27 protein-coding genes are annotated in these 25,937 nt (G+C 25.8%); 19 read left to right on the top strand and 8 right to left on the bottom strand.

The window, feature by feature from the left end; all coding sequences use genetic code 11:
* Window positions 1-5: 5 nt before the first annotated feature.
* Together AVENP_RS06295 and AVENP_RS06300 are read right to left on the bottom strand one after the other, a co-directional pair.
* Window positions 6-2,072, bottom strand: a complete 2,067-nt coding sequence (locus AVENP_RS06295) for a TonB-dependent siderophore receptor (protein ID WP_128358714.1) — start codon at window positions 2,070-2,072, stop codon at window positions 6-8.
* Between the two features lie 106 nt (window positions 2,073-2,178).
* On the bottom strand, window positions 2,179-3,162 hold the full coding sequence (locus AVENP_RS06300; protein ID WP_128358715.1) for a helix-turn-helix domain-containing protein: 984 nt from the start codon (window positions 3,160-3,162) through the stop codon (window positions 2,179-2,181).
* A gap of 248 nt (window positions 3,163-3,410) precedes the next feature.
* Here AVENP_RS06300 and AVENP_RS06305 point away from each other — a divergent pair, with 248 nt between their 5' ends.
* The 5 genes from AVENP_RS06305 (at window position 3,411) to AVENP_RS06325 (ending at window position 10,817) form a co-directional block, all read left to right on the top strand.
* A complete protein-coding gene (locus AVENP_RS06305) occupies window positions 3,411-3,974 on the top strand; it encodes a HyaD/HybD family hydrogenase maturation endopeptidase (RefSeq protein ID WP_128358716.1) in 564 nt (187 codons plus the stop codon).
* On the top strand, window positions 3,958-5,580 hold the full coding sequence (locus tag AVENP_RS06310; protein ID WP_128358717.1) for a hypothetical protein: 1,623 nt from the start codon (window positions 3,958-3,960) through the stop codon (window positions 5,578-5,580). Before AVENP_RS06305 ends, AVENP_RS06310 begins: the two co-directional genes overlap by 17 nt.
* A 34-nt stretch (window positions 5,581-5,614) precedes the next feature.
* Entirely contained in the window at window positions 5,615-7,858 is a 2,244-nt protein-coding gene (hypF, locus tag AVENP_RS06315; protein ID WP_128358718.1) for a carbamoyltransferase HypF, read from the top strand.
* Window positions 7,859-8,173: 315 nt separating this feature from the next.
* Complete coding sequence (locus AVENP_RS06320) at window positions 8,174-8,590, top strand: hypothetical protein (protein ID WP_128358719.1); 417 nt, start codon at window positions 8,174-8,176, stop codon at window positions 8,588-8,590.
* Window positions 8,591-8,726: 136 nt separating this feature from the next.
* Entirely contained in the window at window positions 8,727-10,817 is a 2,091-nt protein-coding gene (locus tag AVENP_RS06325; RefSeq protein WP_128358720.1) for a TonB-dependent siderophore receptor, read from the top strand.
* A gap of 149 nt (window positions 10,818-10,966) precedes the next feature.
* On the opposite strand, the gene AVENP_RS06330 is transcribed toward AVENP_RS06325, so the two are convergent.
* Window positions 10,967-11,425, bottom strand: coding sequence for a heme-binding domain-containing protein (locus tag AVENP_RS06330; RefSeq protein ID WP_128358721.1), 459 nt, complete (start codon window positions 11,423-11,425; stop codon window positions 10,967-10,969).
* Window positions 11,426-11,557: 132 nt separating this feature from the next.
* Between AVENP_RS06330 and AVENP_RS06335 the strand changes: the two genes are divergently transcribed.
* Both AVENP_RS06335 and AVENP_RS06340 read left to right on the top strand, forming a co-directional pair.
* A complete protein-coding gene (locus AVENP_RS06335; protein ID WP_128358722.1) occupies window positions 11,558-11,911 on the top strand; it encodes a cupin domain-containing protein in 354 nt (117 codons plus the stop codon).
* A 219-nt stretch (window positions 11,912-12,130) separates the two neighbouring features.
* Window positions 12,131-12,976 (top strand): universal stress protein, encoded by an 846-nt coding sequence (locus AVENP_RS06340; RefSeq protein WP_128358723.1) that lies wholly within the window; start codon window positions 12,131-12,133, stop codon window positions 12,974-12,976.
* 66 nt (window positions 12,977-13,042) lie between these two features.
* Here AVENP_RS06340 and AVENP_RS06345 read toward each other — a convergent pair whose 3' ends face one another.
* Complete coding sequence (locus AVENP_RS06345) at window positions 13,043-13,870, bottom strand: universal stress protein (protein WP_128358724.1); 828 nt, start codon at window positions 13,868-13,870, stop codon at window positions 13,043-13,045.
* Window positions 13,871-13,992: 122 nt separating this feature from the next.
* Between AVENP_RS06345 and AVENP_RS06350 the strand changes: the two genes are divergently transcribed.
* The gene (locus AVENP_RS06350) at window positions 13,993-15,447 is read left to right on the top strand and encodes a potassium/proton antiporter (RefSeq protein ID WP_128358725.1); all 1,455 of its coding nucleotides are present in this window, start codon (window positions 13,993-13,995) and stop codon (window positions 15,445-15,447) included.
* Window positions 15,448-15,475: 28 nt separating this feature from the next.
* Here the strand turns inward: AVENP_RS06350 and trxC are convergent, their stop codons facing one another.
* On the bottom strand, window positions 15,476-15,898 hold the full coding sequence (gene trxC / locus AVENP_RS06355) for a thioredoxin TrxC (RefSeq protein ID WP_128358726.1): 423 nt from the start codon (window positions 15,896-15,898) through the stop codon (window positions 15,476-15,478).
* A gap of 42 nt (window positions 15,899-15,940) precedes the next feature.
* Window positions 15,941-16,336 carry a DUF3010 family protein gene (locus tag AVENP_RS06360; protein ID WP_128358727.1) on the bottom strand — a complete coding sequence of 132 codons (396 nt, stop codon included), beginning with the start codon at window positions 16,334-16,336 and terminating at the stop codon, window positions 15,941-15,943.
* A gap of 191 nt (window positions 16,337-16,527) precedes the next feature.
* On the opposite strand from AVENP_RS06360, the gene AVENP_RS06365 reads away from it, so the two are divergent.
* The 3 genes from AVENP_RS06365 (at window position 16,528) to AVENP_RS06375 (ending at window position 17,551) form a co-directional block, all read left to right on the top strand.
* Entirely contained in the window at window positions 16,528-16,989 is a 462-nt protein-coding gene (locus AVENP_RS06365; protein WP_128358728.1) for a hypothetical protein, read from the top strand.
* Between the two features lie 81 nt (window positions 16,990-17,070).
* On the top strand, window positions 17,071-17,289 hold the full coding sequence (locus AVENP_RS06370) for a hypothetical protein (RefSeq protein ID WP_128358729.1): 219 nt from the start codon (window positions 17,071-17,073) through the stop codon (window positions 17,287-17,289).
* Between the two features lies 1 nt (window position 17,290).
* Window positions 17,291-17,551, top strand: a complete 261-nt coding sequence (locus tag AVENP_RS06375; RefSeq protein ID WP_128358730.1) for a Txe/YoeB family addiction module toxin — start codon at window positions 17,291-17,293, stop codon at window positions 17,549-17,551.
* A gap of 21 nt (window positions 17,552-17,572) precedes the next feature.
* Here AVENP_RS06375 and AVENP_RS06380 read toward each other — a convergent pair whose 3' ends face one another.
* Together AVENP_RS06380 and AVENP_RS06385 are read right to left on the bottom strand one after the other, a co-directional pair.
* Window positions 17,573-17,830, bottom strand: coding sequence for a hypothetical protein (locus AVENP_RS06380; protein ID WP_128358731.1), 258 nt, complete (start codon window positions 17,828-17,830; stop codon window positions 17,573-17,575).
* 12 nt (window positions 17,831-17,842) lie between these two features.
* Window positions 17,843-18,046 carry a hypothetical protein gene (locus AVENP_RS06385; RefSeq protein WP_128358732.1) on the bottom strand — a complete coding sequence of 68 codons (204 nt, stop codon included), beginning with the start codon at window positions 18,044-18,046 and terminating at the stop codon, window positions 17,843-17,845.
* 148 nt (window positions 18,047-18,194) lie between these two features.
* Here AVENP_RS06385 and thiI point away from each other — a divergent pair, with 148 nt between their 5' ends.
* The 8 genes from thiI (at window position 18,195) to AVENP_RS06425 (ending at window position 25,925) form a co-directional block, all read left to right on the top strand.
* Complete coding sequence (thiI, locus tag AVENP_RS06390; protein WP_128358733.1) at window positions 18,195-19,655, top strand: tRNA uracil 4-sulfurtransferase ThiI; 1,461 nt, start codon at window positions 18,195-18,197, stop codon at window positions 19,653-19,655.
* A gap of 85 nt (window positions 19,656-19,740) precedes the next feature.
* Complete coding sequence (locus AVENP_RS06395) at window positions 19,741-20,154, top strand: DoxX family protein (RefSeq protein WP_128358734.1); 414 nt, start codon at window positions 19,741-19,743, stop codon at window positions 20,152-20,154.
* Window positions 20,155-20,176: 22 nt separating this feature from the next.
* Window positions 20,177-20,800: a M15 family metallopeptidase gene (locus AVENP_RS06400; protein ID WP_228201864.1), complete on the top strand. Its 624-nt coding sequence runs from the start codon at window positions 20,177-20,179 to the stop codon at window positions 20,798-20,800.
* Between the two features lie 133 nt (window positions 20,801-20,933).
* Window positions 20,934-21,356, top strand: a complete 423-nt coding sequence (locus AVENP_RS06405; RefSeq protein WP_128358735.1) for a DUF2214 family protein — start codon at window positions 20,934-20,936, stop codon at window positions 21,354-21,356.
* 147 nt (window positions 21,357-21,503) lie between these two features.
* Complete coding sequence (locus AVENP_RS06410) at window positions 21,504-22,829, top strand: Na+/H+ antiporter family protein (RefSeq protein ID WP_128358736.1); 1,326 nt, start codon at window positions 21,504-21,506, stop codon at window positions 22,827-22,829.
* Window positions 22,830-22,956: 127 nt separating this feature from the next.
* Window positions 22,957-23,352 (top strand): DUF3465 domain-containing protein, encoded by a 396-nt coding sequence (locus tag AVENP_RS06415; RefSeq protein ID WP_128358737.1) that lies wholly within the window; start codon window positions 22,957-22,959, stop codon window positions 23,350-23,352.
* Window positions 23,353-23,379: 27 nt separating this feature from the next.
* The gene (locus AVENP_RS06420; RefSeq protein ID WP_128358738.1) at window positions 23,380-25,230 is read left to right on the top strand and encodes a YdgA family protein; all 1,851 of its coding nucleotides are present in this window, start codon (window positions 23,380-23,382) and stop codon (window positions 25,228-25,230) included.
* Entirely contained in the window at window positions 25,227-25,925 is a 699-nt protein-coding gene (locus AVENP_RS06425; RefSeq protein ID WP_128358739.1) for an alpha/beta fold hydrolase, read from the top strand. Before AVENP_RS06420 ends, AVENP_RS06425 begins: the two co-directional genes overlap by 4 nt.
* The last annotated feature ends 12 nt before the right edge of the window (window positions 25,926-25,937 follow it).

Consider the following 25,937-nt stretch of genomic DNA (forward strand, 5'->3'; position numbering starts at 1 on the left):
ATTCTTTAAAACATATAACTTACTGTTGCAAGAACAGTTCGTGGAGTTCCTGTATTTACTCTTACTGTACTTGCTGATTGTACATACACTTCATCAGTTAGATTTTGAATACTTAAATTAGTTCTCCAATGACCTTTTTTATAACCTACCATTGCACTATAAATTATGTCAGAATCAAGTTTTATAGTATTTGCAGTATTAACATATCTCTCTCCTAAATATTTAGCTCCTGCACCTACGTAAGTATTTGGTAATTTAAATGCTGAAAGATAATAAGTTGTAAAAAGATTTGCTGTGTGTGTTGGTACACCTGTTAATTCTTTATTGTTATTGTCTTTATCTTTTGTTTCTGCATAACCATATGATGCAATAACAGACCAATTTGATGTTATATCTCCACTTAAATCCATTTCAAAACCTTGACTCTCTTGTTTCCCACTTGCAAGATAAGATAAAGGATTATCAGGATCTGTCAAAGCGATATTTTCTTTTTCTATTTTAAATAAGGCTGAGGTTAAATCAAATTTATCATCAAATAGTTTTTGCTTAATTCCAAGTTCAATACCTTTACCTGTTTCTGGGTCTAAAATTTTACCATTCACATCTGTTGAAGTATTTGGAGTAAATGATTCTGAGTAGTTTGTATAAAGTGAAGTTTCTGGAGTAATTTTGTAAACTAGACCAAAAGATGGAGTTACAGCACTACTTTTTTCACTTGAATCTGGCTTAACTTGACTATATCTTGCCGCTGCACTTAAAACTAGATTATCAGTTAAATCAATATAGTCTTGAATAAAAGTTCCCCATTTTTCAGTTGCAATTTTTTTGCCACTATTTCCATAAGTGATTGCATTTGGATGATCAGCTAAAGTTGTAAGTGTTTCATATACTGGATTTGATAAATTTAAAGTATAAATTTTTGATCTATCCATATATCCAGTAAAAGTATTATATGATTTATTACCATCTAGGCCAATACTAATTCTATTTTTTAAATTAAAAATATCTACTTCTTTGTTTAAAGTATATTGTAAAGCATGTTCTTCATAATCATTTCTTTGTGTTGCAAAAAATCTACTAATAGTATTATTAGTTTGATTATATGATAAAGGAATATGTACAGTTGGATTATCTATCGTATAATCAACATATCTATATCTAAAATTTGAATTCCAAGTATCAAAAGTACTATCTATATCAAAACCAGCTATTTTTTGAGTTTTCTTTAATTCTTCATCAGGATGAGTATATACTGTTTCAATTGGTGCGGCTAAAGTACCATCATTTTTTAAGTAAGCACCAAATTCTGATGGTTTAGTTTCATCTAAATATTCAGTAAAAAAAGTTATGGTATGGTTATCATTTATATCTTTTGCGATAGATGGTGAAATAAATACTCTATTTGTATTTTTATTATAATCTTTATATCCCTCATCATATTTAAATGTTGATACTAATCTATATCTTAAAGATTTATCTTCATTTAAAGCTCCTCCTAAATCTATTTTAGGACTATAAGAATTATTTGAAGTAACTTCCAGTTCAATTTGAGCGTGAGATTCTTTTTGTGGTTTTTTCTTTACAAGATTTATTATTCCTCCTGGACTAGATTGTCCATATTGTAAAGAATCAGGACCTTTTAAAATTTCGACACTTTCTAAATTATAAATTTCAGCATCTGAAACAGAATTTGAAAAACTCAACCCATCTCTTAAAATAGGAACTCCTGAAAAACCCCTAATAGAAAAAATATTTTCTCTTCCTTGTTTATTTCCTTGATAAGCTACATTAGATGACATGGTAATTATATCTTCTAAGCTTTGTGCTTGTGAATCTTGAATAAAATTTTTGTTAAAAACTTGTATAGATTTTGCAGTATCTTCTATATCTATGTTTGTTCTATTTATATTTACCTTTCCTTCATTTTGATAGTTTGAATAGGCTTCTTCACTAACGGTAATGTTATCTAATAAAGTTGTTTCTATATTTTCTTGTGCGAAAAGTTGAGAACCAGTCAATAAAATTACAGAAAGATTGATAGATAGATTTCTTTTTAAAGAATAAATTTTCATTTATATACTCCCTTGTGTATTAATCATGGAATAGTACTTAAAATGATAGTAACTATCAATATCTAAAAATCAAAAAGAGGAAAATAATAACTAAAATAGGGAAAAATTAAAAATTATGGAGTTGTTTTTTATATAGACTAGGGCTAATTCCAAAATAATCAAAGAAAAGTTTACTGAAATGTCCAGTATGTTTATATCCAACTTTCAAAGCAACTTCTTTAACACTGAGATTTTCTTTTAAAAATTGTTTTGCAACTTCTAATCGTCTTTTTTGAAGCATTTCTAAAATAGTCATTCCATAATATTCTTTAAAATCTTTTTTTAGATAACACTCATTTATGGCAGATTTATAAGCAATTTCTTTTATTGAAAGGTTTGTATTATATTCTTGCATAATAATTTCTTTTGCTCTTTCTATGCTAGACATTCTATTTTTATCTAAATTATTAAATATCAAATTATTTAAATTATTAGATATTTTTTCAATTGTATGGTGAATTAAATCTGTAGTTTTTGACTCTAAATAAATATTTTTTAATATATCTTCATAAGAATTATCATTTTTAAAATAATCCAATAATTCAAATTGTTGAGAATCTATATTTTTATCTTGAATAATATGGTAATCATCTTTAAATGTTTTTTTCATAAGTTTTTCAATATTTTTTATTGGATGAGCTAATTTTAAAAAAAGTTCTTCTTTCATTCCAATTGTCAAAGTTTTATAAATTTTCCCTTTCTCTAAAGGAGTCTCTGAGTAAAATTTATCAGAAGCAAGACCTAAAAGAAAATGATTTTTTTTAAAAAAATATGTATCTTCATTTTTAAATGAAAAAGTTAGATTTTCTCCTAAATTAAAAATAAAAACGGCTCCTGAAACATCACTTTGTTCAATAAGTAAGATATTTTTTTTTGGTATAAAATTTCTGATAGAAACAGCTATTCCATTTCCCATATCATACCAAATAGAAATACCATTTCCTAAATCTTCTTTTATTGTTCCAATATAAATTTCCCTAGAAAATGGATTTGATATTTTTTTTGATATTTGAATTAAATCTGTGTAGTTTATCTTTTGTATTTTAGTCATGTACGGATTGTACAAAGATTACTATTTAAAGATATTTAAAAAAAATTTATATATTTTATGAAAATATGAATAATTATTCATTTGGTAAAGAAAATTTAACCTAAATGAGTATAGAATACATTAAATAGAATATGAATACTTATTCATTATATAAAAAGTATTTTATCTATCTTGTAATATATAATTAAATTTATTGAAAAGTCGAGATGAAAATCTCATATTTTGTTTAAAAATGAAAAGAGGGAAAAATGAATATTTTAATTTTAGGAATAGGAAATATTTTATTTCAAGACGAGGGAATAGGGGCACATTTTATTCATTATTTAGATGAAAAGTATGACTTTATATCACAAAAAAATAGTGTGAGTTTGATTGATGGTGGAACTTTAGCCCAACGATTGATACCTGAGATTGTAAAATATGATGAACTTATAGTGATAGATTGTATTGATGCTGATAATTCAAAAGCTGGAGATGTATACTTTTTTGATTATAGAAAAGCACCCTCATATATAAACTGGCAAGGAAGCGCTCACGAAATTGAAATGCTTCAAACACTAAATATGATTGATATGAATAAAGATTTACCCCAAACACAAGTTTTAGGAGTAATTCCAAAACGAATAGGTGATGATACTACATTTGAATTAAGTGATGAGATTATAAAAGCTGTAAAAGTAATGGAAGATTTAATTGTTAAATATCTTTTAACATTAGATGTTCAAATGAAAATTATAAATAAAAATACAACAATAGAAGAGATTTCATTAATCTCTTTTAAAAGAGAGATAAAAAATGGTCCTAAAATTTGAATTTACCTATAAATCAAAAGATAAAACATTAGCTAAGTTTTTAGATTTTGCTTCAAAACAGTTTGATTGTAGTTACAAAATCTTACAAGAGGGTGATTTTTTATATTTATATGTAGAATCATCCCAAGAGATATTAACTTCTTTTTCTGATAATTTGTCTTTATATCTTCCAATGTCAATCTACTTTTATGGTTTAAAAGTAGAAGTAATTGATTCTCTTCCTTTAGCAAACTCAATCACTTTAGCACAAGATAAACATATATCTTTTTGTCCAGAGTGTTTAAAAAAAGTAGAAGATGAAAAAAATAAAGATTACTACAATGCTTTTAAATCTTGTGATATTTGTAGTGGTTTTGAAGAGGCAGAATTTATTTTTGAAGATGAAGTAATAGAATCAAATAAACCATTATTTGAAAAAATAGCTTTATTAATAAGCGAAAATAAAAAGATAAAAATAAAAACCTTGAGTGGAATATTTGTTTTCTCAAAATTAGAAAATATAGATAAAAGCTCAAAATTATTAGTTACAAATCTTGAAAATATTAGTTCTTTAATTGTCGAAAATAAAACAGAAATCATAGCTTTAGCAAGTATAGAAAAACCCTTCATTGATTTTAAAATTAATGAAATTTATAAACAAAAAAACAGTGTAAAAAAAGATAAAATTAGTATCAGATTTGCAAATGATTTAACTTTATTATTGCTTTCTAAAGAGTTAGAAAAATATAATATTGATTTTCTTAATATTGAAGAAAATACAGAATTTGACTATTTTTTAGATGTAAAAAGTAAAAAAGATATTTATATAGATATTCCTAAAATTAAATGTTTTGAGAATAAAAAATTAGTTCTAGAATCAAACTCATATCCTAAAAAATTAGATGCAGTTTTTGAAAAATTTCAAGAAAAAAATAAAGCACAATTTATGAGTGTTTTATGGGAGAATAGACTTTTTAGTGAATCAATATTAAACTTTTATATAAGTAGTAAAAATAGTGATGGAGTATCATATTATTCAGAAAAAATAGATGGATTAGTGGATATTTTAGAACCTTTATATATACCTAAATCTATAAAAGAGATATTTGAAGAGATACAAAAAGATACAAAAGGAAAAAAACTAATATCAAATTACAAAGAAAAATTTCCTGAAGATTATAAAATAGCCATAAATACTGCTATATCTTTTCAAAATAGTTCTTTTTATACGTATTTCCAAATTGCAAAAATAGTTCTAAATTTTCAAAATAACATAGTTGAAAATGCAATGGATTGTTTATTAGAAAAAGGACCTAGAATTGATTATAAACTATTTGATTCAAAGAAACTTTTCCATAAAAATTTAGATTATTTAGCCCTATTTAAATCAGCTCTTAGTTTTAAACTAGCAGGTGTTGATGAACAAACTATTTCTTTGGGTTTTATGGAGAGTTTAGCAAACTTTATAGGTAATGAGATAGATAATGTAAATAGCGCCTATGAAGTTACAGGAGTTAGCTTATGCGGGGATATGTTTGAAAATGAAAGATTTAATCTTTTAGTAGAAAAAAGCATAACAAAGAATTTTAAAATCTATTATAATAAAGAGTTTGTCATTCAAAAATAGGTATAGTTCTAATAATATAGAAAAAAGTAGAGTAATGACAAATTATAAAATAGAAATTACAGGTATCGTTCAAGGGGTTGGATTTCGTCCTTTTATATATAATTTAGCAATAAAATATGAGATAAAAGGTTGGGTTAATAATGATGAAAAAGGTGTAAATATTCTTTTATATGCAAAAGAAGAAAATATACAAAAATTTATAAATGACCTAAAATCAAACCCTCCTATTTTATCAAAAATCAACTCTATAAATATAGAAAAAATAACTAAAATAAAAGAGTATAAAACTTTTGAAATAATACAAAGTACAAACTCAAATAATAAATCAACTATCATTTCTGCTGATATTGCAATTTGTGATGATTGCATCAATGATATTAATGATGTATATAACTTTAGGTATAATTATGCTTTAACAAATTGTACAAATTGTGGTCCAAGATACTCAATAATAAAAACAGTTCCTTATGATAGAATAAATACTTCAATGGCATCTTTTGAATTATGTGAAGATTGTAAAAAAGAGTATGAAGATCCAACAAATAGAAGATACCATGCTCAACCAGTTGCTTGTGAAAAATGTGGTCCAAATGTAACTTTGTATAACAAAAATAATGAGTTTTTATCTACAAATATTATAGCTATAAAACAAGTAGCAGATTTAATTAATGAAGGGCATATAATAGCCCTAAAAGGAATGGGTGGTTTTCATCTTGTTTGTGATGCAAAAAATGATAAAACCCTAGAAGAACTAAGAATTAGAAAGAACCGACTAAATAAGCCTTTTGCCGTAATGTTTAAAGATATAAAGGATATTAAAAATTATACAAATTTGAGTTCAAAAGAAGAAGAAATTTTAACTTCAATAAACAAACCAATAGTTTTAGTTAAAAAAAGAAAAAACTTTCATTTATCAAACAAAATAGCCCCAAATATTAATCATTTGGGGTGCTTTATTGCTTATACACCATTGCATCATTTGCTTTTTAGATATTTAAATAATCCAATAGTTGCAACAAGTGCAAATTTAAAGGGTGAACCCATTATTGTTTCAAAAGATGAAATCATAGAAAAACTATCAAATGTAGTTGATTTTGTCTTAGATTTTAATAGGGATATACTAAATGCAAGTGATGATTCAGTTATACAAGTTATAACTAATGATATTGTAAAGCTTAGAAATGCAAGAGGTTATGCTCCAACTGCTTTAAACTTCGAAAATAAGAGTGAAAAAAAGATACTCTCACTTGGTGCTAATCAAAAATCTACGATAAGCATTTATTTTAAAAATAATTTAATTTTATCACCATATATTGGAGATTTAAACTCTTTAAACTCTTTAGAATATTTTGAGAGAACTATAAATACTTTTAAAAGATTTTATGATTTTGAACCTGAAATAATAGTTTGTGATAAACATCCAAATTATGAATCTACAAAGTTTGCACTAAAACTAAAACAATCAAATCCAAAGATCGAATTAATTCAAATCCAACACCATTATGCTCATGTTTTATCTGTGATGGCTGAGTATAAGTTAAACAAAGAGGTATTAGCTTTTATTTTTGATGGAACAGGATATGGGGATGATGGTAATATTTGGGGTGGAGAGGTTTTTACAGCTTCAAAAAGTGAATACAAAAGAGTAAATCATTTTGAATATTTTAGACTTTTAGGCGGTGAAAAAGCAGTTCTTGAGCCAAAAAGAGTGGCTTTAAGTCTTCTTTTTGATACTTTTTGCTTAGATGAAATATTAACTCTTGAAATAGCATGTGTAAAAGCTTTTACACATAGTGAAATAAAAATGCTTCACACTATGTGGCAAAAAGCTTTAAATTCACCTCTTACAAGCTCTGTAGGGCGTTTATTTGATGCAGTTGCATCATTATCTGATATTTTACATATTCAAAGCTATGAGGGTGAAACTGGCTTACAAATAGAGCAAAATTATGATGAATCTATAACTCAATTTTACCCTTATGAAATAATTGATAATAAAATACAATTATCTTCAATGATAAAACAGATGATTTTAGAAAAAGATAAAAAACAAATTTGCTCAAAATTTATAAATACTTTAGTGCAAATTATTTTAGATATTTCAAATTCTCACAAAGATTTACCTATTATTTTAGGTGGTGGAGTTTTTCAAAACAGAACACTTCTTGAAATTTTAATTAATAAATTCCACGAGCAGGGTAGGGAATTTTATTACAACAAAGATATTCCACTAAACGATGGTGGAATCAGTGTAGGGCAAATTTACCACCAAATCTAATTTTTCCAATAATCCATATAAAAATCCATCTTTTTTAAAATATTAATATTATACAAAATTTATATCTTAAACATTATTATGTATTATACAAAATGTTATAAAAATATTCTTATTAGCTTTGTAATAGGCCATCTATGAAAAAATAATTTTTTTTAAAAATACAATAAAAATATAGTAATAAAAAATCTATGAAATTCGCCATAAAATTATACTAATATAATTATATTTAATATTATTAAGTATTATACAAATAAAATCAGGAGAATTACTGTAAATATATATATGATAGAATTCAAATAAAAAATAGGAAAAGATATGATAAAAACAACTGCTCTAATATCAGATGAAAACGGCTATAAAAAATATAATCTTTTTGAAATCCACGAAGATTTACAAAATATAATAGCTGATGATTATTTAGAATATTCAACAAGTAATTTTAAAAAAGCTGCTTATTGTGAGTTGATGTATAAAAAGAATTTCTATGATAAATATGATGAAACAACATACAAAGAAGTTTATGTAAGATATATAAATAATGAAAAATTTAAAGATAAAGCAAAATTTATTTATAGCATTATTGATTACGATAAATATGTAAAATTTGTAGAAGAGAATCAAACTATAGAAAATCCAAATGAACTAATTATTTCTTATGGTGTAGTTGATAGTGATGGTGTAAAAATTGAAATTTATAATATTGGAATTGTTGATATTTCTTTTGTATTTTAATTTTAAAGGGAATTTTATTACTTAGAAACTCTCTTAATTTTCTAAAATAATTCCCTAAATCTATGTAATATTAATTAACAAAAAATTAACAACTGTATGTTAGATTTAAATAAATCAACTTACAGGAAAAATATAAATGAAAAAAATTTATTTCTCTATATCATTGTGTTCATGTCTTTTTGCTCAAGATACAATTATATTAGAAAATATTTTAGTTACTACAAATAGTCCAACTGAAACAACAGCAGGAATTACAAGAGGTTATGAATCTATAACAGCTGATAGTGCTACAAAAACTAGAACACCATTAAAACAAATACCAAAATCTGTTCAAGTAATAAATAGTGAAGTTATGAATGATCAAGGTGTCCAATCAATTAGCGAAGCATTACATAATTCAAGTGGAGTTGTATCTAATAATCCATTAACTACTCCAGGATGGGATAGTACATTAGTTCGTGGGTTTGCAGCGGAACAATTACAAGATGGTTCAACTTTAGTTTACAATATGGGAGATAGAGAAAGTACAATTAATATAGAAAGAATTGAAGTATTAAAAGGTCCTAATGCTATTCTTTATGGTGGTAATTCAGGAACTCCAGTTGGTGGTTCTGTAAATCTTATATCAAAAATGCCAGAGAGTACACCCTTTACCCAATTAGGAACTACTATTGGAAGTAATAATTTAGTTAAACCATCATTTGATGTTAATCAACCTGTAAATGAATCAGTATTAGTAAGAGTTACAGGAGAATATACAAAAAGTGAAAGTCAAAATGATGTAATTGAAAGAAATAATTATAATGTTAATCCAACAGTTAAATTAAAAATAAAAGATGATACAACTGTAACATTACAAGGAAAAACTTCAAGATGGGAAGGTCAAGATTATCAAGGTTTACCAGCTGTTGGAACAATTGCTGGAGATTTTAAAATTGATAGAAATTTATTTATAGGTGATAATAATGTACCTGATTCAACATCTTCCCTTGATAGTATTGTTGCAAATGTGGAGCATGAATTTAATGATATTTGGTCTATAAGTACAAAAGCCTATGCTGCTAACAGCGAATTTGATGAAAGAATTCAATTAAATCTAGGTAATGAACCAATGATGGGTTCAACTTTTATGCTTTTAAATACAAGAATGTTTCAAGAACAACAAAGTAGAAGTTTAAATGCTGATGTAAAAGGAGAATTTTCTACTAATACTAAATTAATTTTTGGAGCTGAAACGAGCACTTTAGATGATAAAGGATTTATGGATAATATGGGGATGGCTTCTGGTATACAATCTGTTGATTTAACAAATCCAATATATTCTATTCCTTATACTGATGAAAATAGAGATATTTGGTCTGGTGAAGTTAATAATAAAACATCAAGTGTATATACACAAATTCAACAAACTTTTTTTGATAGATTACATTTATTAGCTGGTACAAAATTATCAAAACTTGTTGTAGATTTTGAGGATAACTGGGGTGGTGATAATACAACAGATAAAACAAAATTATTATTGCAAGGTGGAATAGCATACGATATAAATGATAATATTACACTATTTACAAGCTATAGTGAGGGAATGAAAGCTCCTGGTTGGTCTAATTATGAGAGTGCTCCAAAACCTATGGAATCTACACAATATGAAGCAGGTGTTAAATTTGATGCAGATAGTCAATTATCAGGTTCTTTGGCTGCATTTAAAATAGAAAGAAAAAATATTAGTGTTGCAAATCCTGCTACTAATGGATTAACAACTATACCAAATGGAGAAGAAGAAAGTAAAGGAGTAGAATTAGATTTAGTTTGGCAACCAACAACAAACTTCAGTCTATTAAGTAATTATACAAATACACATGCAGAATATACAAAAGATGCATCAAGTACAATACTTGATGGTAATAAACTTGGTGGAGTTCCTGAACATTCAGGTAGAATTTGGGCAAATTATAAATTTAGCGAGCCTATTTTTAAAGGATTTAGTGCAGGGGCTGGAATTTATGCACAATCAGAGACAATGCTAGATGGTACAAATAAATATGAAGTGCCAGGTTATCATACATATGATGCAAAAATTGCATATGCTCATAAATCATATGAAACATCTTTAGTTGTTAAAAATTTAACTGATAGAGATTATTATGAAAGATTAGATTATTATGGTGGAAGAGTTACAGCTGGACTAGAGAGAACATATCTAGTTAATTTTACTTATAAGTTTTAACATTTATTAATAGTAGAATATGCATCAAAAACTGCTCCAAAAGAAGCAGTTAAAATGATTACTTCAAAACTTTGTAATTACAGTAACAATATACAAAATGTAATTGAAAAGTGTTAATTTAACTAAAATTTAGTAAAGAAGAAAATATTTTATTTCTCTTCTTTACCTTCATTTCCTTCACCTTCTTCTTTTCCAAAAGTTTTTTCTAAACCAGTTATTAACTCTTGAGTTTGAGATTCTGTAAGTTTAGCTTCTGGATGAGTTGGTAAATAGAACCATGGTGGCATATCTCCACCTTTTAACTCTTTTGCTGCTTCATCGCCTTTATTTTTTTTCTGGAAGCCCCAAGTAGAAACATTAAAATGTTCTCTTCCCTCATCAACATCATTAGCAACTAACCATGAAACAGGAGCAACTTTGCTATACCAAGGATAAATTGTTTGATTTGAGTGACAATTCGCACAGGCATTATTAAAAAGCTCTTTTGTTCGTGGTGAATCCCAAGTTGGTTCAGCAACAACTGGTGGGTTTGTATATGTTTTTCCATAAGGAATAAATTGTATTGCTACGGCTACAAGAACAGTGCCGATAACTACTTTTCCAATCATTTTAGCTCCTAAAATTTTATATGACAAATTATATAGGAAATATGTCAAGATAGTATTGACATATTACTGTATTAAAAATTGAGTTAATTTATGGCATTATTTCACAACTAATTTTATTAAAAGAGAAAAAATATGAACAAATATTGTAATAATTCAGATGTTTATGAATCAAACTGTATTCCAAAAACTGTAGATGCATCAATTGCAGTTTTAACTCCAAAAGAAGATAAAGATTTTATTGTTAGAAAAGTGACTCTAGCTATTGATGGTTCTATGCCAAATCATATAAATGAAATTCAACATCAACAATATGTTTTAAAAGGTGAAGCAAAAGTAATAGTTGGTGATGAAGAGTATCACGCAAAAGCTGGAGATTTTATTTATATTCCAGCTGGAGTAGCTCATAGATATGATGCTTGTTATGGTAGCGGTTATGAGTTCTTATGTATGATTACAACTAAAGAAGATAAATTAACAATGTTATAAAATATGCAGACTTATACTTTAAGTCTGTTTTATTTTTTAATCAAAAATTTATTATAAAACTACTAAATACCTTTTCTTTCCTTCTTATAATATAATTTCTTCAATAAAGAACAAAAATTTACTAATAACTAAATAATCATAATTTTTCAAATTGAATTAAGTTTACAGAATGTACAATCAATGTAATAACAATTATAAATTATAAATAAGGAGTACATTATGAATAAAAATAGAATCTTAGTTTTAAGTGACCTTAGAGAATTTACTGAGACAGTTGCACAAAAAGCTATATCATTTGCAAATAATTATGAAAGAGAAATTGATGTGCTTCATGTAGAAGATGAATCTTTTCTAAAATTTTTTAAAGAAAAAACAGAGTGTTCTTTAGATAAAAGTAAATCAATTTTAAGTGCTATTTATAAAGATAAAGCAAATATTTTTTGTAAATGTGGGAATTTTATTGAAATTGTAAAAGATCATATATTAAAAAATAATATATCTTTAGTAATTGTAGGATTTAAAAGAGAAAGAACTTTTATAGAAGATATTTTTAATGGTTCTAATTTAAGTTCAATAATAAGAAAATTAAATATTCCTGTTTTAGTAATTAAAACAGAAGATAAACCTATTTATAAAAATATTTTAATCCCAACAGATTTATCTAAAGCATCAAAAAGTAATATTAAATATTTAGTATCAATATTCCCAGAAGCAAATTTTCATATTGAACATTATTATAAAGCATTTTTTGAAGACAGAGTTAAATTATATGGTTTTGACGATGAAGAAGCAAATGATTTTGTAGATTTTTATGCACAAGAAGCTGAAGAAAATTTAAATAAATTTATAGAAAAATTAGAACTTAATTCTGATATAAAAGTATTTACTAAAGCAAAAAAATATTTAGATATAAAAACGATGGTTGAAGAATCTATTGAGTATAAAACAATTGATTTATTAAGTCTTTCAGTTGGAACAAGTCTTAGTATTTTCTCTTTTGATTTACTAGAACATTCATCAAAAGATGTGATTATTTATAGAATTGATGAAGACAGCTTAGACTAAAAATTATTATATTGATATTCTTTTATAAGGTAAAAAAATAGTAGTTAAATAATTAAGAAAATAAATTTAATTTATTTTCTTAATTAAAATATTTATTTTTGAGTGTTCTACTAAATAAAATGCAAAAAAACTAAAAAAACCTGTGGTATGAACAGCAATTAAATCAGTTTTTATATCTTTTGTATCTTTAATAAAATTTTCTACACTTAATGCAGTTTCTCTTATTATAAATCTTTTATTATTTTTAATTTCTAATGAATTATAAAAATCATATGCTTCTTTTAATAAATTTTCTTTTGCTTCTTTTTGAAAGTCACTTGTTTCTTCTTGTTCAAAACTATAAAAATTTAATCTTCTTTCAATAGGTAATAAGTAAGAATAATAAATCTTTATTTTGGCATCAGGAAATAATTTAGATACTTCAGTTATGTATTCTTTTGATTCCACTGATAAATCTGTAGGAATTAAAATATTATTAAAACAAATATTTTTTTTAGATTTCATTATTAAACTAAGAGTATTTAAATTTCTAACAATATCTTTTGTATTTGAACTTTCAAAAAATCTACTTATAAAATCATTTTTTTTGCTATATCCCAAAATAACTAATGAAATAGACAATTTATCCACATGATATGCAACTTGTTCTTCAACATTTCCCTCAACACAAAAAAATTGTTTTTCTTCTAAAATAGGAAAATATTTTTTAAGTATTTTAAACCCTTTATTTTTAGTAATGTCTTTATTAACTTTTTCTTGAAGTAATTTATTTTCTATTACATGAATAATATAAAGTTCATTTTCACTGTGTTGAATGTAGTTTAAAATATTTTCAATAATTTTAAAACTTTTTTGCGAAAAATCAGTTGCAAACAAGATTTTATTTTTTGTCATTTTATACTCCTATTTTATATATTATCTATTCTAGCATAAGAGAATTATAATATCGATTATTAATTTGCTTTAAATATTTTAAGATATAATCGCAATTATTTATTAAATTTGAGAAGGATTTTATGGAATCAATTGAACTATATCTATTAATTACAGCTTTTTTGATGCTTTTGAGTGTATTAGCTAGTAAATTATCAACAAATTTTGGTATTCCATCGTTATTTATTTTTTTAGGTTTAGGTATGCTTGCTGGTTCTGATGGAATTTTAGGAATACATTTTGATAATGTTGAATTAGCACAGAATATTGGAACTTTAGCATTGATTTTTATTCTATTTGGTGGTGGTTTAGATACAGCTTGGAAAGCAATCAAGCCTGTTTTAAAAGATGGTTTAATTTTAGCTACTTTAGGAGTGTTATTAACCGCATTTTTTGTAGCTTTATGTGTATACTATATTCTTGATTTTACTTTTTTAGAATCTTTGTTATTAGGTGCAATTATTTCATCAACTGATGCAGCAGCTGTTTTTGCAATACTTAGAGCAAAAGGTATTTCACTAAAGAAAAAACTCACTCCTCTTCTAGAATTAGAATCAGGTAGTAATGACCCTATGGCAATTTTCTTAACAGTTGCAATTTTACAAATTTTATTATTACCTGAAAGTTCTTCTGTATATGAATGGATTTTTAAATTTTTCTTACAATTTATTATTGGTGGAGCTTTAGGTTTTGCTTTTGGATATTTATTACCTCAAATTCTAAATAGAATACATCTTAGTTTTTATGGACTTTATCCTGTATTTACTATTGGGTGGATTTTACTTTTATTTGCAGGTTCATCAATGCTTGGAGGGAATGGTTTTTTAGCTGTTTATGTTGCTGGTATTGTTGCAAATACAAAAGAATTTGTACATAAGAAAAATTTAATTGGTTTCCATGAAGGTTTATCATGGATTATGCAAATTACAGTCTTTCTTGCTCTTGGACTTCTTGTTTTCCCCTCTGAACTTCCAGATGTTGCATTATCAGGTTTAATAATTGCTTTTTGGCTTATGTTTGTTGCCAGACCAGCTGGAGTTTTTTTAAGTACAATGTTTAGCTCTTTTACGATAAAAGAAAAAACTTTTATTTCATGGGTTGGATTAAGAGGTGCTGTTCCTATTATTTTGGCAACGTATCCATATTTACAAGGATTTGAAAAGTCAAATTTGATTTTTAATATTGTGTTTTTTATAGTATTGTTTTCTATTTTAATACAAGGAACAACACTTCCACTTGTTGCTAAATGGTTAAATGTTGAATCAAAAAGTAAAGATTTTAAACCTGAAGATATTATTGCTTCTCCACTTTTTTATCATACATTAAAGCAGTTTTATATTGAAGAAAATTCACCAGCTATTGGATTAAGTATTGTTGAGTTAGATTTACCAACAGATTTTTTAATTCTTTTGATAAAACGAGAAAAAGATTATATAAAACCAACAGGTTCTTCAATTTTAAAAGAAAACGATATGTTACTTATTCAATGTAATAGTGAAAACAGATATAAAAGAGTTTTAAAAAGGTTTGCAAGTTAAGCATCTTTATAAATGCTTAACTTCTATTTTAAATAAATTCATTTACTAAATTTGATAATCTTAATGGATCTAAAGCTCCACTTACTCTTTTTACTTCAACACCATTTTTATAAACAATCAAAGTTGGAATCGACATAATGTGATATTTACTACCTAAAGTTTGTTCAAGCTCCGTATCAACTTTTGCAAAAACTGCTTTTAGTGGATATTTTTTTGATGTTTCATTAAATATTGGTGCAAACATTTTACAAGGTCCACACCAAGGTGCCCAAAAATCTACAATCACAGGAATCTCACTATTTACAACAACTTCATCAAAGTTTGCACTTGTTAGATTTATAGGTTTGTTATCTAAAAGTGACTCTTTACATTTTCCACAATTTGCTTTTAAATAAGAATCTTTTTTAGGTACATTGTTTATACTCAAACAACTAGGACAAATTACTCTCATATAATCACCTCTTTAAATTTTATTTTATTATATCATTCTATTTTATAGATTACAAAGTGCTGTAAGATATGCTTGTTCTTGGTATTTATTTAGTTCTTTTGGAAATTGAATCTGATTTTTCTTTTCAAAGGTGCGGACAGTTTGAGCTGATATTAATTCCACCGAGCAAAGTGGATTTAGTTGGATTAAGCCTTCCATTTTGAAAGTAACTGCACCACCTGAAAAGTTCCCTTTTTTTGCTCGTTTTTTTATGAAGATTTTTTCAATCTCATTTTTTTGTAAGAAGTCTAAAAACTCATTGCAAAATTTTCTAATATCTTCTTGTTTTTCATCATCTTCAATTATAATTTTTTTAATTTTGCTATCTATATATTCGTTATTTTTTAATACAACTAAAAGAGCATTATTAGCTTTTAATTCAATTCCACAAATATTCATTTTATTCCTTACTCATTTTAAATATAAATGAATTATAGTAAAGAATTCTTTTTTGACTTGATTTTATTGCAAATTGTAATAAAAAATATTTTTATAGAATGAAAAACTTTTATTAAGTATAATAAAATCAAAAAATAAAGTATTAACAAATGTTTAAAAATAATAAGGTAGTAAAGATTTTAAAGAGTATTTTGATTATCTTAATTTTAATTATCCTAGCAAGAAATTTAGTTTTTAAAATGGAAAATCAATTACAAATAGAATTGTTGAATAAATGGAAAGATAATAGTTTAATTAAATTTACAAACTTAATAAACAAAGATTATAATAGAATATGTGTAATAAATCCTTATGAATCTAATATTGACAATGATGAAAATTCAAACGAAATAAATCAAATGAATAGTTATTTGAAAAAAATATCTTATGTTGGAGATGAAAAAAATTGGGCTTTTGTAATGTCAATTGATAATAATATAGAATTATTTGAATTTAATCGTGGAGAAATAGATATTTTTTCTTCCATATCAAATTCAAAGATAAAACTTCCAGATAATTTCCTACCAAATAAATGTGTTAATTCTAAAAGTGGATTTTTATATTTATTTGAAAATGAAAAGCGTAAATATATTATATTGGGAGAAGTAAAATAAAAAAAGTTAAATTTAAGAATGATTTTTTATAAAAGAAAATATGTTACAATCATTGATATTTAATTTATTAGGAATTATTTTATGAAAACAATAACTTTAAAGATTGAAGATGCTGTAAATGATAAATTTTTATGGCTTTTAGAACATTTTTCGAAAAATGAAATAAAAATATTAGAACAGACAGAATATCAAAGTGATGATGAATATTTAAGAAGTATAGATGGAATGGTTAAGAGTATTCAAGAAGCAAGAATTGAATCTATTGAAAATGGTGTAACTTTAGATAATTTAAAGTGGTAAGATGTATCAACTTATTTTTATGTCTCAAGCTCAAAAAGATGCTAAAAATTTATCTTCAAGTGGATTAAAAGAAAAAGCTATGCAACTTTTAGAAATTATTCAAAAAAATCCACTTCAATATCCTCCTGAATATGAATATTTAAAAGGTGATATGCAAGGTCTTATTAGTCGAAGAATAAATAAACAACATCGATTGGTTTATGAAATTTTTGAAGAACAAAAAGTTATCAGAGTTTATCGAATGTGGAAACACTATGAGTAGATTTTTATCTACTCACAAAAATTAAAACTCTTCTCCATCTTCATCATCTGTATCACAACAGTAGATACACTTTTCATCAAAAAATGAGTATTCATCATAACAATAAAATTTGTGGCAACTTTCACATTTAAAACAGTCGTGTTCTTTTGATAATGTTTGTTCTAGTTTTTCTTCTGTAATATTATGAGTTTTAGCATACTCTTCAAAAAGTGCAATTACATGTGCATTTTCATCGTTTTTTAACTCTTTTGCTAAATCTTCTAAATTATCAATATCCATATTTTTCCCTTTTTATAAATTTGAAATTTTTACTATTTTTTCTCTCATCTTAGCTATATCAATAACTAATCTTTCTTTTATTTCAGGAGAGAATGAGTTGTTTTCTTTGAAAACTTGAATTAAAACTTTTTCAAATTCTGTTTCACTTAGTTCTTTTGTCTCTTCAATAAGTTTTAGAAATAATAGTCTTATTTTTTCGTATTGGTTCTCTTGCATAAATTAAGCCTTTGGTAAAAATGAGTGCGTATTATGTCTAAAAATATTATAGAGAAAAATAAAAAAGCCTAGATTTTAAGCAAAAACTAGGATAAAAGCACTCTTATGTTATAATCGCGATTAATTAAACACACAAGGCTTTGCAATAATGAATAACCACGAGATCAAAACTCAAAAATTTATAATCAAGTATTTCACTGAAATAATGATAAAAGGCTCAACAGCAAAAAGACAGATGATTTCTCAAGTTTATAATAACTTAGTAAATCTTTTATCAAAAATTTCAAGTGATATAACTATAAAAAAGTTTTTTGATAAGATAGAAGTAGTATGTCCTGTTGAAGTAGCTGATATTGTAAGAATGAAACTTCTTGATACACCAGGGATTCAACAAATATTAGAAGCTATGCAATTTGATAATATGAATACTTTAGATGACATCAAAGTAAAAGTAAATGAAATGATGGCACATGAAATACAAGGTAAATCTTTTGTAATCAGATGTAAAAGAACAGGAACTCAAGAGTTCAAATCAACTCAAGTTGAACAAACTGTTGGTGGATATATGTTAGCAATGAATGACACAAAAGGTGTTGCTTTAAAAAATGCAGAAGTTACAATAAATATTGAACTTGTATTTGCTCAATTAAATATAATCACTCACAAGCACATGGGAATGGGTGGTTTTCCAATAGGAAGTCAAGGAAGTATTTTATCTCTTATGTCTGGTGGATTTGACTCAACTGTTGCTTCATATTTAACTATGAAAAGAGGAATAAAAACTCACTTTATTTTCTTTAATCTTGGTGGAATTGCACATGAAATTGGTGTAAAACAAGTAGCTTATTATTTATGGAATAAATTTGGAGCTTCTCATAGAGTTCAGTTTATTTCTGTTCCTTTTGATGATGTTGTAACTGAAATCTTCAAAAGTGTGAGTGAACCATATATGGGAGTTATGTTAAAAAGACTTATGTTAATAGCTTCTGAAAAAATAGCTGATACTATGAAAATTGATGCGCTCGTAACAGGTGAAAGTGTTGCACAAGTTTCAAGTCAAACTTTAAGAAACTTAGCTTTAATTGACCAAGCTACAAATAAACTTGTATTAAGACCACTTGCAATGATGAGTAAACCTGATATTATCGAAATTGCAAATAATATTGGAACAAGCAGATTTGCAGAATCAATGCCTGAGTATTGTGGAGTTATTTCTAAAAATCCAGTAACTCATGGAAATTATGACAGAATTGCTAGTGAAGCTAGAAGATTTGATTATACTGTTTTAGATGAAGCTGTAAGAACATCTGTTTTTGTAAATGTGGATGAAATCGCTCAAGATGTTAGTGAAATTGGACAAATGGAAGTAGTAAGTGATTTAAGTAGTGGGAAATACACAGTTATTGATATTAGACAAAGTGCTGATTGTATTGAAACATCTTGTGAAACACTAAAAATTCCTTTTTACAAATTAAAAAGTGAATTTAAAAAACTTCCACAAGACAAACAGTATCTATTCTATTGTGATAAAGGAATTTTAAGTCAGCTTCATGCTCAGTTTTTAAGAGATGCAGAAAACTATACAAATATTAAAGTTTACAGACCATAAATAAAAATTAATCAATAATGATAATAACTATTAATTCATAATAAAGAAATAATATTTTATAATCCCCTTTTTTAAAGGAGTATTTATGAGTAGGACGATTAAGTTAATTAGATTATCATTAGGGATAATTTTTTTATGGTATGGTATGTTGAAGTTTTTTCCAAGTTTAAGTCCAGCAGAAGCATTAGCTACGCAAACTATTGATATTTTATTTTTTGGATTGATTAGTCCAAGTGTATCAATTAAACTTTTAGCTATTTTAGAAGTGGGAATTGGTTTAGGATTTATTTTTGGTATTTATACAAGATATGTAGTTTTTGTATTTTTAGGACATATGATTTGTACTTTTGCACCATTGTTTATTTTGCCTGAGTTATCATTTACTCAAGCACCTTATGCATTTACTTTGGTTGGGCAGTATATTGTAAAAAATGTTGTGTTCATATTAGCAGGAATATTGATTTATCAAAATGAAGTTTTAGGCAAAACAAGAAGTTAATTATAAAGGCTTATAAAAAAATATGAAATTTTATTTTTTAGTAGTTATTTTTATCTCAACTTATTTAAATGCTTCTAATATAAAACTAATAGATGAAAAATATGCCAATAAAATGTTAGGACTTACTTATCACAAAGAGTGCCCAGTCTCTTTGGATGAATTACGAATAGTAAATGTTAAATATTTAGGTTTTGATAACAATATTTATTTGGGAGATATTATTGTTCATAAAGACCTTGCTTTTGAAGTCTTTGAAATATTTAAAGAATTATTTGAAATATCCTATGCAATTAAGCAAATCATTCCTATAGAAAAATATAATGGAGATGATTTTGCTTCAATTGAAGCTGATAATACATCAGCTTTTAATTGCAGAAAAGCAGAAGGAAGCCAAAAGTATTCTAAACACTCTTATGGTAAAGCAATTGATTTAAATCCTTTAGAAAACCCTTATGTTTACTCAAATGGCACAACTTCACATGAAGCTTCACAAAAATATTTAATTAGAAAATCAAATGATGATTCCATTGAAAATAAAGCTGTATTAACATCTTCAAGTAAAGCTGTTCAAATATTTAAAAAGTATGGATGGAAATGGGGTGGTGATTGGAAAAATATAAAAGATTACCAACACTTTCAAAAATAACAAGCACTTAATTTCTCACATGTTTAATTATTTCCACAATCAATATAGTAATGAGCAAATTTATCATAATTAAAAGAAGAAATAAGAGCAATTTAACTAGAATGCCCTTTTTAAATATATTATAGGAAAACAAATGACAGAAATATTTTTTAGATATTTACATTTTATTGGGATTATGAGTTTAAGTGCAACTTTAGTTGCTCAACATCTGATTATATCTTCTCAAGTGAGTAGGGAGCAATTTAAAAAAATTGCATTTTTAGATTTAATTTATATTATTAGTATAATTCTTACTTTAATCGGTGGTTTAAGTCTTTGGATTTTTGTTGGTAAAGATGCTAGTTTTTATTCAACAAATTGGGTTTTTCATTTAAAACTATTAATGTTTGTTTTAGTGATATTACTTTCTATTTACCCAACAAGGTTTTTTCTTAAAAATAAAAAAACTTCAGATGAAACTATTAAAATGCCAAAAGTAATAGTTATGTTATTTAGAATGCAACTTGCATTGGTATTTATTATGCCTTTATTAGGTGTTTTAATAGCTAGAGGTTAAGCACTAAATCTTATTAACATCATCTTTTATTTAAAAGATGATGTTTCGTTTTATCTTCTTTTTACTTCCATTAAACTATTCTTCCACCTTATTTTAAAATTAATGTACATAAAATATATAGTTTTTATGTGACAAAGGACAAAACAGATGAATTCTGTAATCGTAGCTGTAACGCTAATGGTTATACTTTCACTTATGAGAGTAAATATCGTAATTGCCTTAATTATTGGGGCAATAGTTGGTGGTCTTAGTGCTGGACTTGGATTGAATGAAACAATAGAGGCTTTTAATAAAGGTCTTGGAAATGGTGCAACAATTGCATTAAGTTATGCAATGCTTGGAACATTTGCTGTTGCGATTTCAAAATCTGGAATTACTGATTTATTATCAAATATGATTATAAAAAAAGTAAATAACGGAACTTCTGTGATGCAGTTTATTTATATTAAATATACAATGTTAGCACTTATTTTATTTGCAGCTATTTCATCACAAAATTTAGTTCCTGTACATATTGCTTTTATTCCTATTTTAATTCCACCATTACTTCACTCAATGGCTCAATTACAACTTGATAGAAGAGTTGTGGCTTGTGTTATGACTTTTGGTTTGGTTGCAACTTATATGATTTTACCACTTGGTTTTGGTGGAATATTTCTAAATGAGATTTTATTAAAAAATCTTACTTCAAATGGAATAGCAGCAGTTTCTTCACAACTTCCAATTGCAATGAGTATTCCTGTAGTTGGTATGTTTATTGGATTACTTATTGCTATTTTGTTTACATATAGAAAAAAAAGAGTTTATGATGTAAGTAAAATATTAGAAGTTGAATCCCAAAAAAAAGAGATAAATCCTTTTTATATTTTTATTGCGCTTATTTCAATAGCTACAGCTTTAGGATTACAGTTATATACTGATTCTATTATTATAGGTTCTCTTGCTGGATTTATTATTTTTATTGTTGCTGGTGTTATAAAAGCAAATGAAACACAAGACTTTTTTACAAAAGGTCTTAAAATGATGGGAATGATTGGATTTATTATGATTGCAGCAAATGGTTTTGCAAGTGTTATAAATACAACAGGAGGAGTAGAAACTTTAGTAACAACAGTTAGTTCACTAATTGCAGATAATAAATCATTAGCTGTTATATTGATGTTATTAGTAGGTTTATTTATTACTATGGGAATCGGTTCATCTTTTTCAACTATTCCAATTATAGCTACTATTTATGCACCTTTATGTTTACAATTAGATTTTTCAGTAATGGCAACTATTACAATCATTGGAACAGCTGCTGCACTTGGAGATGCTGGAAGTCCTGCTTCTGATTCAACTTTAGGACCCACATCTGGACTAAATGTAGATGGACAACATGACCATATTTGGGATTCAGTAGTTCCTACTTTTTTACACTATAACATTCCACTAATTTTATTTGGTTGGTTTGCTGCTGTTTATGTATTTTAATATATAAACATTTTACTAAGAATAAGCATTTTTGCTTATTCTAAATTCTTTCAATTATAACTTACTTTAATCTTCACATAATATAATAAGCAACAAAAATTTAAAACTCAAATTTATAAGGGAAAAAATGAAAAAATTGCTATTTATAATGTTTACTACTTTTTGCTTATTTTTAAATGTTGCTAATGCTAGTAATACTGAAATAAACAAAGCTTATCAGACTAAACAAAGTGATATCCAAGTTCAAGGAGTAGGAAAAATAATAAAAGTTTTAAAAGATGATACACAAGGAAGCCGTCATCAAAGGTTTCTTGTAAAATTACCTTCAAATCTCACTATTTTAATAGCTCATAATATTGATTTATCAAATAAAATTGAAAATATTCAAGTAGGTAATACAATAGAATTTTATGGAGAATATGAGTGGAATAATAAAGGTGGAGTTGTTCATTGGACTCATCATGATCCAAGAAAAAAACATGAAGATGGTTGGTTAAAATACCAAGGTATAATTTACCAATAAATATAAATATCAAAAAAAAGAGGCAAAATGAAAAAGATTATTTGGTTAGGAATTATTATTTTAGGAATGATAGTAGCTGCATTATTTGTTTATCAATCAAAAATAAATGATGAAATTAGCAGTAAAAAAGCAGAACTTAATAATAATGGATTTAGTGTTAAACAAGAACAAACAACAAATTATATAAATACAAGTGCAAAAGGTGAAATTGAAATAGTTGAACCAGATAAAGTTGCTACTTTACTTTCTTCTTATTCAAAAGATGAAGATTTAAGAAAAAACTTCATGAATAATTATAATACTTTAAGTTTAGAGCAAAAAGAGCTTTTTTTAAAAGGTGTAAAGTTTGATTATGATTTTGTTGTAGAAAACTTTACAGGAAAAGCAAATATAAATTTATATTTAACAAGTTTATCAAAAACTGTTATGGACAACTTAAGTCAAAAAAATGATTTAAATTCTAAATGGCTTTTAGATTTCCTAAAAGATAAAAAATTACAAATTAATATAAATGAGAAAAAAGAGTACAAAATTGCTGATATAGATGCAACTTTACCTGAAGGTAATGTAAATATTCTTACAAAAGATATTCATGGAAATGAAAAAAATCTTTCTATTTCATCAATCAAAATTTCGGATGTAAACGGTTCTTTTGCTATAAATGATATAAATATGGATTATGAGATAGATGTAAATAAACAAAATTCAAAAACTTTAATCAAAAATATAGAGTTCCACGAAGCAAATACTATGTTTGAAGTGAAAAATTTCATTGTTAATTCAAGTTATGAAAAAGATAGTGTAAATATGAATACAAAAAGTGAGTTTGGTTTTGATGAGGTTAATGTAAAAAGTTTTGATGGAATGATTTCAAATTTAAAAAATACATCATTTACTTTTAATATTAATAATTTTCCATATAAGAATCTTGAACAATATGCAATGGATTTAGCTGTTGGAAAATATGAAGACTATCTTAAAGCTTTGATTCAAAGTGGATTATCAATTGATTCAAACGGAATGGCTTCAGGTTATGTTATAAAAACTCAAAAGATTTTTGATACTTTAAAATTTAATTTGAACCTAAAATTAAATAAAAATATTCCACAAGATAAAATTGAGAATTTTACAGATATTTTTGAAAATGCAAAATTAACTGTTGATTTAGACCTTCAAACAGCTCAAAATTTAAAAACTCTATTAAATCTAAGAGAGAATTCTGATATTGATTTTACAGATGCAAGTGATAATTTAAAAAGATTTGAAGCTATTTTGAAAAATGATGGTTTATACATAAATGATAAAAAAGTTTTAGAGAAAAATCAATTAGCTCTTCCACAAAATGATGATGAAGTATTTGATGATACTGCTGATACGCAAGATTCAACAATTAAAAAAATATCGCAAAAAGATTTAACTTATAAATATAAAATGATAGATGAAAATCTTTTACAACTTGATATAAAATATACTCCAAATCTAAAAGTTGTTACAAGTGGTGGAATTTCTGTTTCATTCCCTCAATTTAAAGATGCAAAAAGAATTACAAAAAAAATGACAGATAGCTTTGATGAAATAAATTTTTATGAAGCAGGTACAAAAATTTGGAATGGTGGATTAGAACAAAATGTTGATGCTTCATATCTTTTAGTTGAAGGTTGGGATGACAATTGGAATAAAGGTGGAGATAAAGAGATGAGTTTGATAATAAATACTAAAGATTTAAAAGATTTAGTTGTATATTTAAGAGCTGGTTCTTTAAATGAGAATTCAAATAATGATGCTCAATCTGAAATAGTTCCTCAAGATGGAGAATTAGATCAACAAAATTATCCTATTGAAATGGTAGATATTCCACTATTTAGACTTAGTAAATGAAAGAAAAAATATATTTAATTCCAGGCCTTATGACTGATAAAAGGCTTTGGAGTAGGTTACTTCCTTTTTTAAAAGAGGAATATGAATTGATAAATGTTCCAATCCCTCACAGTGAAGATTTTGATGAGATAATTGATATTTTATTCAACTTTTTTACTGAAGAAAAAATAAATCTCTTAGGATTTTCCCTAGGAGGTTATATCGCCTCATATTTTGCAATAACTTATCCAAACAGAGTTAATCGACTTTTTACAGTTGCATCAACTCCTGGAAACTCTACAGAAGCAGAAATACAAAGAAGAAAACAAAAGTTTGTTCTTATTGAAAAAGATGGTTTTGAAGGATTGCCTTATGATAAAGCAAAATCACTGCTTGAAGAAAAAAATCAAAATGACGTTGAGTTAATAAAAATAATCCAAGATATGTTTTTTGATTTAGGAAAAGAGACTTTTATTTCTCAATTAACAAGTACTTTTAAAAGAAGAGATTTATTTGAGGATTTAATAAATTTAGATATTAAAGTTTGGTCTTTTTATAGTGAACGTGACAGACTTTTAAATCAAGAATCACTTAAAAAATTCCAAAATATAAATCACAATATAAATATTATAAGTAGAAAAGGAACAAGTCATAATATTCCTTTGGAAGAGCCAGAATTACTAAGTATTCACATTAGAAATTGGATGAAAGATTAAAAAAGAGTTAAA

It is taken from the genome of Arcobacter venerupis (assembly GCF_013201665.1).
Lineage (GTDB): Bacteria > Campylobacterota > Campylobacteria > Campylobacterales > Arcobacteraceae > Aliarcobacter > Aliarcobacter venerupis.